6 protein-coding genes are annotated in these 15,253 nt (G+C 44.0%); all 6 read left to right on the forward strand.

Going from position 1 to position 15,253, the window contains the following annotated elements:
• Positions 1–27 precede the first annotated feature (27 nt).
• The 6 genes from LKO28_RS05575 (at position 28) to LKO28_RS05600 (ending at position 15,190) form a co-directional block, all read left to right on the forward strand.
• Complete coding sequence (locus LKO28_RS05575) at positions 28–2,187, forward strand: alpha-rhamnosidase (protein WP_227693719.1); 2,160 nt, start codon at positions 28–30, stop codon at positions 2,185–2,187.
• On the forward strand, positions 2,165–5,476 hold the full coding sequence (locus tag LKO28_RS05580; protein WP_227693720.1) for a glycoside hydrolase family 2 TIM barrel-domain containing protein: 3,312 nt from the start codon (positions 2,165–2,167) through the stop codon (positions 5,474–5,476). Before LKO28_RS05575 ends, LKO28_RS05580 begins: the two co-directional genes overlap by 23 nt.
• Before the next feature lie 2 nt (positions 5,477–5,478).
• Positions 5,479–8,871, forward strand: coding sequence for a glycosyl hydrolase (locus LKO28_RS05585; protein WP_227693721.1), 3,393 nt, complete (start codon positions 5,479–5,481; stop codon positions 8,869–8,871).
• Positions 8,872–8,878: 7 nt separating this feature from the next.
• A complete protein-coding gene (locus tag LKO28_RS05590) occupies positions 8,879–10,900 on the forward strand; it encodes a glycoside hydrolase family 127 protein (protein ID WP_227693722.1) in 2,022 nt (673 codons plus the stop codon).
• Positions 10,901–10,917: 17 nt separating this feature from the next.
• Complete coding sequence (locus LKO28_RS05595; RefSeq protein ID WP_227693723.1) at positions 10,918–12,336, forward strand: sialate O-acetylesterase; 1,419 nt, start codon at positions 10,918–10,920, stop codon at positions 12,334–12,336.
• 517 nt (positions 12,337–12,853) lie between these two features.
• Complete coding sequence (locus LKO28_RS05600) at positions 12,854–15,190, forward strand: DUF5703 domain-containing protein (RefSeq protein WP_227693724.1); 2,337 nt, start codon at positions 12,854–12,856, stop codon at positions 15,188–15,190.
• The last annotated feature ends 63 nt before the right edge of the window (positions 15,191–15,253 follow it).

The following is a 15,253-nucleotide window of genomic DNA, read 5'->3' on the forward strand; positions in this document are numbered from 1 at the left end:
CTTTCTATTAATCATAACAGAAATAAGATGAATAAAATTATTTTAATTGTAGGTTGTATCCTCGCGGCTGCAACATCCTTCGCCCAACAAGCAAGTACTTGGATATGGTATCCGGGAGATTTCGAAGTTTGGTTGAGTAATGATATGCAAAACCGCAGAACGGAGCGAGGAACATTTTTTCCGCCTTTTTGGAAAATGGATAGCCATTATGTTCTCGTTGAGTTTAACAAACAGTTCGATTTACCCGAAGCAGACGAAATCACCATTTATGCAGAGGGGAAGTACAACGTTAAAGTAAACGGTAAAATGTTACCAGGTATGCCATCCAAGGTTAAGTTGGATAAGGGCAAGCAACAGATTAATATTAAAGTATATAACCAAGCTCATGTGCCGGCGCTATATGTTACCGGCAAGTATGTGCAGACTGGTAAAGAGTGGTTGGCCACGTTTGAAGATAAAGAATGGATTGATGAAACAGGAAAAGCTTCGGATGCCTCCGGTACGACTTATGTTAAAGTAGGCTATTGGAATATGGACAATCCCAATGAAAAACCGTCCCAATTCAGACTACCTACCCGCCCAGAACACGCTGTAAGTAAAACCGCACATGATAAAGGCTTTTTAGTAGATTTTGGGAAGAATACGTTTGGTTTTCTCACGTTGCATAAATTACAGGGAGAAGGAAACTTAGCGATTTACTACGGCGAGTCGAAAGAAGAAGCCTTGGCAACAGAAACCTGTGAAACCTTGGATTTTCTAGATGTCTCAACATCTTCGGCCCAAGACAGTACCCTGGAACTTTCCAAAGCTTTTCGCTATGTATACATAGAGCCTACTGGAAATGTCCAATTTGACGAAGTGTCGATGCAATATGAGTATTTGCCGGTAGAAGATCGTGGAACCTTCCGCAGCTCGGACGAAGAATTAAATAATATTTGGGAAGTTGCTAAATATACGATGGAATTAACGTCCCGGGAATTTTATATCGACGGTATTAAACGAGACCGTTGGATCTGGAGTGGCGACGCTTACCAATCGTATGCGATGAACTACTATCTTGGCTTTGATTCTGAAACCGTGAAGCGTACCATTTTGGCGTTGCGCGGTAAAGAGCCCACCATTACGCATATCAATACCATTATGGACTATACGTTCTATTGGTTCTTGAGTATATATGACTACTATCATTATACGGGAGACAAAGAATTTATTGAGTCTGTTTACCCCCGCATGCAGACACTGATGGAGTTTTGTTTGAACAGACGAAATAAGGATGGATTAATGGAAGGTTTGGCCGGAGATTGGGTTTTTATTGATTGGGCAGAAGGATTAAGCAAGCAAGGAGAAGTGAGCTTTGAGCAGCTCTTGTTGTGCCGTAGTCTAGAAACCATGGCTCTTTGTGCAGACTTACTCAACATTCCAGAAGATCAAAGCTTTTATGCAAAAGAAGCGGCAGACCTAAAGCGAAAGTTTTTCCAGTTCTACTGGAATGATCAAAAGCAAGCGTTCGTCCATAGTCGTATTGACGGCAAGCAAACAGATGAAGTAACCCGTTACACAAATATGTTTGCGATCTTTTTTGACTACTTATCTTCTGATCAAAAGCAAGGCGTTAAAGAAAACGTCCTATTGAACGATGACGTCAAAAAAATCATGACACCCTATATGCGCTATTATGAATTGGAAGCCCTTTGTGCATTAGGCGAAAAAGATTATGTGATGAACCAGATTAAAAGCTACTGGGGAGGTATGTTAAAATTAGGGGCAACAACTTTTTGGGAAGAATATAACCCAGAGAAAAAAGGTGCAGAACACTATACCATGTATGGCCGAGAGTTTGGTAAAAGCCTTTGCCACTCCTGGGGAGCAAGTCCGATTTATTTGTTAGGTAAATATTATTTAGGCGTAGAACCCACTGCTGCAGGTTATGAGACATACACCGTTGAGCCTTATTTAGCTTCACAGGAATGGATGGAAGGGAAAGTTCCAACGCCGGAAGGCGAGATTGATCTTTTCGTATCCAAAAAGAAAATAAAAGTAAAATCACCAATCGGTACGGGCACCTTGAAAATCAAAAGTAAATCTTTACCGCGTACCAACCATGGAACGATAAAACAGGTAACGAAAGGCATTTATACACTAGAAATAGAAAAAGAAATTCAGTATGAGGTTGAATACGCTGGGTAATATGTGGTTAAAAAAATCAGCTGTTATCTTTAGTCTGTGGGTCGGCTTGTCGTCCATATCGGTGTATGGGCAGACAGTCGACGGAAAACCGGCGGTTATTCCGCCGATACCCGACGGTAAAATTGCTACGGCATGGGAGGATCCCACCATAACGGCAATCAATAGAGAGCCTGCACGCGCGACCGCTTATTCCTATGCGTCCGTCGAAGAAGCACTTAAGAACGATCGCGAAGCCAACAAACGCCTGCTGCTGCTAAATGGACAATGGGATTTTAACTTTGTCATGAAGCCCGCGGATGCACCAAAGGATTTTCATTTAAAAGAAGTGACCGGCTGGGATAAGATTGAAGTTCCTTCGAACTGGGAGATGAAAGGATATGATATTCCTATTTATCGCTCTGCCGTATATCCTTTTTTACCCATTGATCCACCACGGATACCACAAGATTATAATGCGGTAGGTTCTTATCAACGTACATTTGATCTACCGTCGGATTGGCAGGGAATGAATGTAACCCTTCATTTTGGTGCTGTCTCGTCGGCTTACCATCTTTGGATAAATGATCAATACGTTGGCTATGCAGAGGATTCTCATTTGCCATCCGAGTTTAACGCGACACCCTATTTGAAAGCTGGGAAGAACCGCATTTCGGTACAGGTTATTCGTTGGAGTGATGCCTCTTATCTAGAAGATCAAGATCATTGGCGCATGAGCGGTATACATCGAGACGTTTTCCTCATGGCCGAACCTAGCGTCCGGATCGCCGATTTCCATTGGCAAGCCACCTTAGACGCTGCTTACGAAGATGTTAAATTTTCGTTGCGGCCGCGTATTGATAATTTCTCAGGCGATAGTATCAACGGATTTGTCGTAAAAGCGCAGTTATACGATGAAAATAATAACCCTATCCTGCCTCAGGAACTGAGACGGGATGCCGGAGAGATTTTTGACGAGATATATCCACGATTAGATAATGTGAAATTCGGGTTGTTGGAAACCAACATTACCAATCCAAAAAAATGGTCGGCGGAAGATCCGAATCTTTATCGGTTGGTGGTTACCTTGTATAACAAACAAGGAAAGTTATTGGAAGCGAAAAGCTGTAATGTGGGCTTCCGCAGCATAGAAATTTCCAAAGAAACAGGGGCTTTTTTAATCAACGGAAAGTCTACGAAACTCTATGGTGTTAACCGCCATGATCATCATCCCGAACGTGGAAAAGCATTGACGCGGGCCGATATGGAAGCTGATATCCGGCAGATTAAACAATTTAATTTTAATGCGATCCGCACATCACACTATCCAAACGATCCATACATCTATGAACTGTGTGATCGTTATGGTATAATGGTGATGGACGAAGCGAATTTGGAAACCCATGGGCTAGGCGGGAAATTAATGAACGATCCAGCTTGGATCGCCGCACATATGGAACGTATTACCCGATTGGTGGAGCGAGACAAAAATCATCCGTCCGTTGTGATCTGGTCTCTAGGAAATGAGTCGGGCCGCGGTCCTACCACGGCAGCTATGGCTGCTTGGGTACATGATTTTGATATCACTCGTCCGTTGCATTATGAGCCGGCAATGGGTAGCCATCAATTACCGGGCTATATAGACCCATCCGATCCGAGATACCCGAAATCCAACGCGCACGCGTATCGTTTACAAAATATTCAAGATCAGTACTATGTTGATATGGTGTCCCGTTTCTATCCGGGAATTTTTACACCACAGCTGTTGTTGGATCAGGATAATGGTGACAATAGACCGATTCTTTTTGTAGAATATTCTCATTCCATGGGAAATTCTACCGGTAACATGAAAGATTTTTGGGATATTTTTCGCTCTCACCCTCGCCTAATCGGTGGTTTTATCTGGGATTATAAAGATCAAGCGCTTGTTCGGCAAGATTCGATTTATGGTAAAGTATTAGCTTACGGAGGAGACTTTGGTGAAAAAATTCATAATGGAGCCTTTAGTCTCAACGGTATTGTAGATGCTTGGAATCGGCCCAAAGCTGCGATGTACGATAATAAACGAATCTATCAACCAGCAGAAGTAACACTTCTGGATGCAACGAAAGCACGCGTTAAGATCAAAAATCGTGCGGTAGAAACCAACCTCGATTTTTACCAGCCCGTCATGATTGTTCGGGAGAATGGAGAAATACTTCGAGAAGTAATGTTGGATGCCATCGAACTTGCACCGGGAGATTCGACCGAAATTGATCTATTGTCCGCTATTCCGATAAAAGCAAAAAAAGGAAAAGAATACCAGTTGGATATACAATTCCGGTTGAAGCAAGCAACATTATGGGCTTCCAAAGATTTTGTGGTTTCGTCCTCTCAAGTACGTTGGCACGAGCTAGGGAGTATCATGAAACCTATAAAAGCACAGGGGAAGTCGTTGAAAGTTGATGAGGCTGCAGGCGACTATCATATTAAAGGGGCCGCTTTCGAAGCTGTTTTTGACAAAACCTCTGGAGCTTTGAGCCAGCTTGTTTACCAAGGACAGGAAGTGATCTCGGGAGACCTGCTACCTAATTTTGTTCGTCCAGCTACCGAAAATGATCGCCGGGGATGGAAACCAGACAGAAAACTAAAATACTGGTATGGCGATACCAAACTGACTGATATGAGTCTGCGCCAAGAAGGAGCAGAAGTGCATATCGAATCTGCTTATACATTGTCTGGTGATTCCGCACAGGTAGTTGTTCGTTATACGGTGAAGCCGCAAGGTATTGTTTCGGTAAGTTATGATTTACAAGTGAAGCCAGGATTACCTAATATTCCTAAAGTAGGTTTGCAGATGGGAATTCATCCTAGTTTCGAAAGCATTGCATATTATGGCCTCGGCGAAATGGAAAGCTACCCCGATCGTGCTTACGGGTTCGACTTAGGCGTATATACGATGGATATCGATACGTTTATGGAGCCATACTTAGTACCTCAAGAGAACGGTAACCGCATGGATGTACGTTGGTTCAGGCTGCAAAATAAGAACAAGAGAGGGCTTCTTGTCGTAGGAGATCAGCCACTGTACACGAGTGCATGGCCATTTTCACAAAAAGCCATCGAAGAAGGCAAGCACTGGTTTAAATTGGAGAAAGAAGATGAAATCACGTTGAATATCGATTTTAAACAGATGGGCGTAGGTGGGAATGATAGCTGGACAGACGTGTCGGCTCCTTTAGAGAAATATCAGGTACCCGCGGAAAACTATCATTATTCGTTCCATTTAATACCGATGGACGAAAAATCAGATGTGCAACAGTATATACGTTAGTGATGAGATTGAGAATTTATATTAGTATTGGGATTTTGTTAAGCTGGTGTATGAGCCAAGCGCAGATAAAAGGCATTCCGTCCCATATTGTTCCATTTGCCGCGGATTCTTACGAAAACGCAAAGCCGTGGGTGGTTTGGTATTTTATGCATGCCAGCTATTCGAAAGAGGGCATTACCGCCGACCTAAAAGCCATGGCTGAGCATAATATTGCGGGGGCATACTTTACGCCGATAAAGGCTCAAACAGATCCACCTTTATTTGATCCGCCAGCAGAAACATTAACGCCGGAATGGTGGGAGATGTTTCGGCATTTGGTAGCAGAGGCTAAGAAATATGGTATACAGATCGCCATGTTTCCGAACGACGGTTTTGCAACAGCCGGAGGACCATGGATCACTCCGGAGAAATCGATGCAAAAAGTGGTGTATGCGGATACAACCATCGTTTTAAACCGCAAAAGCAAGGTTCGTGTGGCGTTACCGCAACCGGAAAAGTTATACGATTATTACGAGGATATTCAGCTGTTTGCCATACCAGTCGCCCAAGCATATAGACGTAGCGACGAAGCATCCCCGAAGGTGACTAGCAGTTACGACGAGGACGTACAGCGTTTAGCGACAAAAGATAACAAAGAGCGTTTTGCTACCTCACAGGCAGGTTGGATCCAATATGCATTCGATCAGCCTTTTCCGGCCAATGCATTAAAAGTAGACCGGCGGACGAATAACTATGGTTCGAGCAGGTTAAAAATATTAGTGAGCGACGATGGCGAAAATTTTGAGGAGCTTACCCAGTTGACTTCCCCCCGGACGGGCTGGCTGGATTGGGATAACGGCGTAACACACACAATTCCTTATACCGTAGCTAAATACTATCGTTTCGTTTTCGATCCGGCTAACTTTGAACCAGGAGCAGAAGATTTAGATGCCGCAAAATGGAAACCATCCATCAATATTATAGGCCTTACGTTGTTCGAAGAACCCCGTATCCATCAATTTGAAGGGAAAACCGGCGAAATTTGGCGCGTTTCTGAGCCTACTAATAAAGCAGACCTGAAAGAAGGTTATATGCTAAATAGCAAAAATATTATTCGGTTACCCGCATCCACCATCCAAGGAGAAAATTTAGTGACAGAATTGCCAAAAGGTACGTGGAAAATCCTGCGAGTCGGACATACGACTACTGGCCATAAAAATGAAACCGCAGGAGCAGGCAAAGGCTTGGAGTGTGATAAATTAAACGCAGAAACAGTAGCCTTCCAATTCGAGCAATGGTTTGGAAAAGCCTATGAAATGGTGGGGCGTGAGTTGGCAAAAGATGTCTTGACCGTTTATCATATTGATTCTTGGGAGTCTGGAAGTCAAAACTGGACAAAACGAATGCCGCAGGAATTTAAAGCCAGAAGAGGATATGATCTTACGCCGTATCTTCCGGTATTGGCGGGATATATAGTGAATAGCGTGGAAGAATCCGAAGGCTTCTTACATGACTTTCGTGAAACGATCGGCGAATTATTGCAGGATCAAGGTTTCCAAACACTCCGTCGGAAATCAGACGAATATGGCGTAGAATTCACTGCAGAGATGACCGCTCCGATCATGTTAGGGGACGGTATGCAGCATTTCGGTTGGACGGATAGACCGATGGGCGAATTCTGGTTCCGCAGCCCATCACATGATAAACCGAATGATATTTTAGACGCGGTTTCTGGTGGACATATCTACGGCAAGAACAACATCATGGCGGAGGCGTTTACGCAGATCCGTATGGAATGGGATGAACATCCTCGCCTCTTAAAATCCCTGCAAGACCGAAACTTTGCATTAGGAATTAATAGCTTGGTGTATCATGTGTACGTACATAATCCGTGGATGGATCGTAAACCAGGGATGACCCTAGATGGTATAGGGCTTTATTTCCAACGCGACCAAACCTGGTGGAAACCGGGGAAAGCCTGGGTAGATTACGCTATCCGTGCACAGCAATTGCTACAGCATGGTAAGCCAGTACGCGATATCGCGGTCTTCAGCGGCGAAGAAATGCCCAGACGTTCCATCCTGCCGGATCGCTTAGCAGAAACATTGCCCGGGATAATAGGAACCGCGCGCGTTGAGCGGACGGATTCATTGAAACATAATGAAGGATGGCCCACGCAGCGCATCGCGAGCGTGACGACAAGTGCCAATATGTATAACCCTGCCGATTGGGTGGATCCCCTTCGCGGATATGCTTATGACTCTTTTAATCCCGACGTATTACTGCGTCAGGCAAAAGTCGAGAATGGCGCTGTCGTTTTTTCCGATCACATAGCCTATCGTTTGTTAGTTGTACCGGGTAAACATGCCTTAAATCCCACGCCTACTTATTTTTCGCTAGATGTTTTGCAAAAGTTTGTAGACTTAGTTGAGCAGGGGGCAACCGTCTTATTTAAAGAAAAGCCAACTACCGTACATGGCATCGTTTCTAAGCAAGACTCCATTGCTTTTAACGGATTGGTGAATAAGCTTTTTCACAACATGGAAGCTAACAACAGCCTACAGCATAAGTCAGTCGGTAAAGGACACGTGTATTTGGGAACCTATCAAGAAGACAGTTTTAGTGCATTGGGCATAGAAGAAGATGTTATCATTGCGAACAAAAATAATACATCCATTTCGTGGAACCATCGGAGCTTTAAAGGCGGAAGCAGTTATTTTGTGGCCAACAAAGATAGTATTCACCGTGAAGTAACTTTTTCTTTCCGTACCACAGCAGCGCATACTTACCTGTATGATGTTTTGCAAGATAGACTATTACCAATCGATGTCCTCCAGCAGCATAATCGAACAGAATTGACCTTGTCTTTTGCGCCATTTCAATCGTTCTTTGTGTTATTTAGTGAGGAAGCCGCCGAAATATCGGAATGGTCTGTGACTAAAACAGTGCCAGTTGAAGGGAATTGGACCGTACAGCTAGACGAGGTAGCACATCAGCCGATAAAGCAAAAGCTGCCAGATTTCTGGACAACATCAACCGTCGATGATGTTCGTTATCACTCCGGCTCCGGGACCTACACACTCGCCTTTAATCAACCTGCGAAAGTACAAGAGGAGCGCGTTATGTTGCAACTAGAGCGCGTAGAAAGCATGGCGGAGATTATATTAAATGGCGAATTTGTAGGCGTAATATGGGCAGATCCATTGGAAATCGACGTCACGAAACATTTGAAACGTGGCAAAAATAAATTGGAAATAAAAGTTTACAATACCTGGGGCAACCGTTTCGGATACGAAAATAGTAACGAGTCTGCAGAGAAGCGCGTTCAGACGATAGCGACTCCGAAATACCTGAAAGAACTTCAACCAGCGGGATTGCATGGAAATGTTTACTTAAAATGGTACCAAAAAAAGTAAAGTACAGATGAAAACGAAAAACAACATATTGTTATGGGCGTTGTCCGCGCTATTTGCGGGAAACGTGACAGCGCAGGACAAAGCGATAACCAACACGAGTGAGAGTCCATTTGCGAAGCAGCGGGCAGTAAATATGGAAGATGTTTCCTGGACGAAGGGTTTTTGGGCCGAGCGTACCGAAACTTGTTACGACCATATGGTACCACATCTTTGGGAAGTATATACGCGAGCAGATATTAGCCATGCCTATCGCAATTTTGAGATTGCTGCCGGTCTACACGAAGGCGAGCACAAAGGGCCCTCTTTTCACGATGGAGATTTCTACAAAACATTGGAAGCGGTATGTGCATTGTATGCGCAGACGAAAGATGCAAAATTACTTCAAATGATTGATGAAGTGATTCCAGTTATCGCAAAATCCCAGCGTGCGGATGGCTATATCTATACCAAAGCAACGATAGACCAACGTAATTCTGGAGAAAATATCGAATTTCAGGATCGATTAAGTTTCGAAGCGTATAACATCGGTCACTTGATGACGGCCGGCTGTATACATTACCGGGTCACCGGAAACAAAAGCCTCCTAGATATTGCCGTAAAAGCAGCCGACTATCTATATGGATTCTATAAAAAATCAAATCCAACCTTAGCTAGAAACGCCATCTGCCCGTCCCACTACATGGGGACCATTGAACTCTACCGGACGACAAAAAATCCAAAATATCTAGAATTGGCGCAACACCTCATTGATATCAAAGGAGAGATCGAGGATGGTACAGACGATAACCAGGATCGAATTCCATTTCGCCAACAAAACAAAGCCATGGGGCATGCCGTAAGAGCGAGTTACCTGTACGCTGGTGTTACCGATCTTGTCACGGAAATACAGGATACCACCTTAAGCAATCGTCTTTTTGCCATTTGGGATGATGTAGTAAAGCATAAGATGTATATTACAGGAGGATTAGGTTCATTATATGACGGAACATCACCTGACGGTACGTCATATGATCCTTCGGATGTGCAGAAAATACACCAAGCCTTTGGAAGAGATTACCAATTACCGAATTTAACTGCGCATAACGAAACCTGTGCCAATATTGGAAATATGTTATGGAATTGGCGTATGGCCACATTGACCGGTGATGCGAAATACATTGACGTACTTGAGTTGGCGCTTTACAATAGTGTGTTGTCAGGGATCAGTCTAGATGGGGATAAATTTTTATACACGAATCCATTGAGTTATTCGTCCAATTTACCCTTCCAACAACGTTGGTCTAAAAAACGAGTGCCTTACATTTCTCTTTCTAATTGCTGTCCACCCAACGTCGTGCGTACTATTGCCGAGGTGAACAGCTACGCCTATAGCGTTTCGGATGACGCCGTATGGGTGAATCTATTTGGAGGAAACGTACTGGACACCAAGTATAAAGGACAACATATAAAAATTAAGCAGGAATCTAACTATCCTTGGGATGGCGATGCTTCATTTGTGATCGAAGAAATTCCAGCGGATTACGTACTTAAACTGCGCATACCAGGATGGGCGGCAGACGCTGAAATTACCAGAAATAACAAAAAAGTAGCATTTCAAACAGAAAAGGGATATGCCATCTTAGCGGGAAATCTAAAAAAGGGCGATCGCATAAGTCTACGTTTACCGATGTCGGTAACCTTTATGGAGGCTAATCCATTAGTTGAAGAAGCACGCAACCAGGTAGCTGTAATGCGTGGTCCAGTAGTCTATTGCTTAGAGAAAGAAGACATTCCTGCAAATGTGGATCTTTTCGATCTTAAAATTAACGCTATGGATACCTTTAAACCGGTACAGGAATCCATTTTAGGACAATCCATCGTATTTCTGCAAGGAAATGCATATACCGATAATACAGAAGAATGGAACACCTTATACCGTAAAGTTGCTGTCGATGAGCAGCAAACTGTACCGGTACGCCTTGTTCCCTATTTTGCGTGGGGTAACCGGACGTTTGGCGATATGGCAGTTTGGCTACCCCGAAAAAAATAAGAAAAGATTGTTAGCATATGAGGTATTTAGTTATTGCCCTTCTATTATGTACATGTCTCGTTCTGCAGGCTGAGATACGTCTTTCTTCTATCTTTACCGACGGCATGGTTCTACAACAGCAGCAGTCTGTCCCCCTGTGGGGACGGGCGGAGAGTGGTGCATCCGTGCAGATAACAACTTCTTGGGATCAACGAAGCTATGATGTTAAAGCTAATAAGGCCGGCGTTTGGCGCGTTTTCGTACAGACACCGGTAGCAGGCGGTCCGTACCGTATCCAGTTCACGGAAGAGAAAACCATCGTATTAGAGGATGTGCTGATAGGGGAGGTGTGGTTGTGTTCCGGGCAATCGAATATGGAGATGCCCTTAAAGGGATATCCCGGTCAGCCGATTATCGGCAGTACAGAAGCTATTTTGACGTCTCGAGATGAACAACTACGCATCTACACCGTTCCACGTAACCCTTTATTGAAGCCTGCAGAAGACAGTAAGCCCTCTAGCTGGAAAAAAGCGAATCCGCAGGATGTCGCAAATTTTAGTGCGACAGCTTACTTTTTTGGACGCAGACTGCGGCAGGTACTGGACGTTCCCGTTGGACTAATCCACAGCAGTTATGGCGGATCGAACATCGAAGCTTGGATGGAAGCGGCTTGGTTAGCCGATATAGAAGGCGTAGAGATCCCACAAGAAGAGGAAGGTCTTAAGAATAAAAACCGGCAGCCCACGATGCTGTATAATGGTATGATCCATCCATTGATCGGTTATGGGATTAAAGGGATCATCTGGTATCAGGGAGAATCTAATTATGAAACTTCGGATCGATACGAGATTCTGTTTCCGAGAATGGTAGAAAAATATCGGACACTATGGCAAGACGACACTATGCCTTTTTATTTCACACAGATTGCGCCATTTGATTACGCGTCTCTACCACCCTATTACGTTGGTGGGAAGTACAATTCGGCTTTTATACGGGATGCACAGCGTAAATCGCTCGCGAACATTCCCCATTCGGGGATGGCCGTGACGATGGACCTCGGTGAAAAAAACTGTATTCATCCTGCTCGTAAACAAGAAGGTGGTGAACGCCTAGCGCTACTAGCACTTGGAGATACCTATGGCATAGGCGGATTGAATCATCGGAGTCCCGTTTACAAAAGTATGAGCGTGCAAGATGGTGCAGCAATCGTGGAATTTGATGATGCCCCACTTGGCTTAACATCCTTTGGGCAAGCCATACAAACATTTGAAATAGCGGACGAAAGTAAAGTATTTCATCCTGCACAGGCCCTCATACGCGGTAAAACCGTGGTGCTGTCATCTCCCCATGTTACAAAGCCAGTTGCCGTACGCTATGCTTTTAAAGATTTTGTACACGGAGACTTGTTTGGCGTTAACGGACTTCCCGTAAGTTCCTTCCGTACAGATGATTGGTGATTTTTTCTTTTTTCCCGCAAAAAAGAAACAAAAAACTCGTCACTTCGGATATTTGACAGGTAGGGATAGTACTAAGGATGAGTTTGTTCAGTCGTCAAATATCCGGAGGTGACTTGAGGTGTTAACTAGGGATAGTACAATGTGCAATGTCTGACAAATAGAGCGTAAACACGAAAAAAGAAACAAAACCGAACAAAGTGAGCTCCTGGATACTAGAATAAACAGGGAGATGATGCATAGGCGTAAATAAACGCGATCAATATTGCCTCACCGTTATGCGGGTTAAAACGACCTTGCGCTTTTTTGCGCCCATTTTTATGAAGGCTATTCCGTTAAAAACAAAATTTGTTTGAAGCGAAGCAAGTTTATTTTGTTTAGGAATAGACGAATAAAAACAGCAAAAACGTGCACAGTCTTGATTTTTTTGCTTCGTTTTTTTATCAAGAAAAAAATGAAGGGAGTACAATGTGTGATGTCTGACAAATAGAGCGAACAGACGCAAAAAAATGAAATAAAAATGAATAGATTAGCTTATAGTGCTATAGTATTATTGATCGGCTGTGTGCAGCTTAGCAATAAGCTCCGTGCACAGGAATTCAAGTGGGAAGATTATTATATCACCTGGGATAAACAAAGTAAACACTCGGGAGAATCCATGCCATTAGGAGGTGGAGATATTGGCCTGAATGTGTGGGTAGAAGAAGGTGATGTTTTATTTTATTTAGGTAAATCCGGCGCTTTTGATGAGAATAATACCCTTCTCAAACTTGGACGCGTTCGGTTACAACTTTTTCCAAACCCATTTGAAGGCACCGTGTTCAAACAGCAATTGCTGCCAGACAAAGGGCAAGTGGTGATTTCGGGGAAACATAACGGTGTACAAGCAAAATTGACACTGTGGGTGGATGTAGAACATCCTAATATTTATGTCGATGTCGAGGCGAATAAAAAGATAACGGTCGAAGCCGCCTATGAGAATTGGCGGCATAAAGAACGCTTTCCGAAAAAAAGAGAGAACAATGCGAACTCTTGGAAATGGGCGCCTCCACATGAAATCGTCACAAAAAGAGATAGCGTGTATGCGCATGATAATCAAGTTACGTTCTTTCACCAAAATACCGATAGTACGGTTTTCGATATCGTCGTTCGGCAACAGGGTATGGAAGCGGTCAAAGACTCACTCTACAACCCCTTGCTAGATTTGATATCTGGAGGAATGATGTATGGCCAGCATTTTCATTTTAAAGAAGAACGGTCGGGTACCTACATGGACACCGACTATAGCGCTTGGGTGTTGAAAAGCAAAAAGCCGGAAACAAAGCACGAATTACAGATCGCATTGCATGTCGCCGGACCCGCCACGGTGGCTCAGTGGAAACAAGAAATAGCCGCATTGTCTGCTACACGGGCATCACGGGCAAAGATTAAAAATAGAAATCTTGCTTGGTGGCGTAATTTTTGGGACCGAAGCTATATCCGCATACAACCTGCGCAGCCCGCGGAAGCGCATGAAGGTTGGCAGGTCGGACGTAATTACCAGCTTTTCCGTTTTATGCTTGCCGCAAATGCGTATGGCGATTATCCGACAAAATTCAATGGAGGACTATTTACCTACGATCCGTCGACTATCGACAGCGCCATGACTTTTACACCCGACTTCCGAAACTGGGGAGGAGGGACGCATACGGCGCAAAATCAACGTTTGGTGTACTGGCCAATGCTGAAAAGCGGCGATTTTGATATGATGCCCGCACAATTTAAGTTTTATCAGCGTATTCAAAAAAATGCAGAATGGCGGTCTAAGGTTTATTGGAACCACGACGGTGCTAGCTTTACCGAACAATTAGAGAATTTTGGGTTACCAAATCCGGCCGAATACAATTGGAAGCGTCCTGACACCCATGATAAAGGGCTGCAGTATAACGCTTGGCTGGAGCATCAATGGGATACAGTGCTTGAATTTTGCATGATGATGTTGGAAACAAAAAATTATGCCGGAGCAGATATCCGACCATATATTCCTTTTATAGAAAGTTGTCTGCGCTTTTTCGACGAACACTATTCATACCAAGCCAAGCAACTCGGTAGTAAAATTTTAGACCAGAATGGGCACTTAATTTTTTATCCAGGATCTTCTGCGGAAACCTATAAAATGGCATACAATGCGTCTACCACAGTAGCCGCTCTACAAGTAGTAACTGCTCGATTGTTAGCACTCTCTACCGACGAGGTGGATGATCGTTTACGCAGCTATTTGGAAGAATTTCAGCAAAAAATACCGCCCTTACCGGTTCGTGAGTTGGACGGAAAAAAAATGTTGGCACCAGCGGAAATATGGTCTCGCCTCAACAATACCGAAGCGCCCCAATTATATGGCGTTTATCCGTGGGGAATTTACGGCGTTGGTCGCCCGGATATAGAACTTGCGCTCAACACCTTTCATTATGACCCTGATGTACTAAAATTTAGAAGCCATGTGGGGTGGAAACAAGATAATATTTTCGCCGCTCGGTTAGGACTGACGGAAGAGGCCCAAAAGTTTACGACCCTCAAACTAAAAAATGCAGATCGTCGCTTTCCGACATTTTGGGGTCCCGGTTTTGATTGGGTTCCGGATCATAACTGGGGAGGTTCAGGGATGATCGGCCTACAAGAAATGTTGCTGCAGGCAGTGGATGATAAGCTCTATCTATTTCCCGCTTGGCCTAAAGCTTGGGATGTAGATTTTAAGCTCCATGCTCCGCAACAAACAACCGTCGAAGGCCGATTACGTGACGGGAAAATAATTGATCTACAGGTCTTTCCAAAAGAGCGGGAAAAAGATGTCGTGAACCTCCTTGAGAAGGGGACATGACAGGACATAACAGTTTTTTAGGATATTCGTATTACCTTACGCCGTCAAAGCCGATAAGGAGGC

It is taken from the genome of Sphingobacterium sp. FBM7-1 (assembly GCF_020687765.1).
Classification (GTDB): Bacteria; Bacteroidota; Bacteroidia; order Sphingobacteriales; family Sphingobacteriaceae; genus Sphingobacterium.

Coding starts and splice junctions, on each gene's coding strand:
- LKO28_RS05575 (WP_227693719.1), top strand. CDS start 28: ATGAATAAAATTATTTTAATTGTAGGTTGTATCCTCGCGGCTGCAACA.
- LKO28_RS05585 (WP_227693721.1), top strand. CDS start 5,479: ATGAGATTGAGAATTTATATTAGTATTGGGATTTTGTTAAGCTGGTGT.
- LKO28_RS05595 (WP_227693723.1), top strand. CDS start 10,918: ATGAGGTATTTAGTTATTGCCCTTCTATTATGTACATGTCTCGTTCTG.
- LKO28_RS05590 (WP_227693722.1), top strand. CDS start 8,879: ATGAAAACGAAAAACAACATATTGTTATGGGCGTTGTCCGCGCTATTT.
- LKO28_RS05600 (WP_227693724.1), top strand. CDS start 12,854: ATGAATAGATTAGCTTATAGTGCTATAGTATTATTGATCGGCTGTGTG.
- LKO28_RS05580 (WP_227693720.1), top strand. CDS start 2,165: ATGAGGTTGAATACGCTGGGTAATATGTGGTTAAAAAAATCAGCTGTT.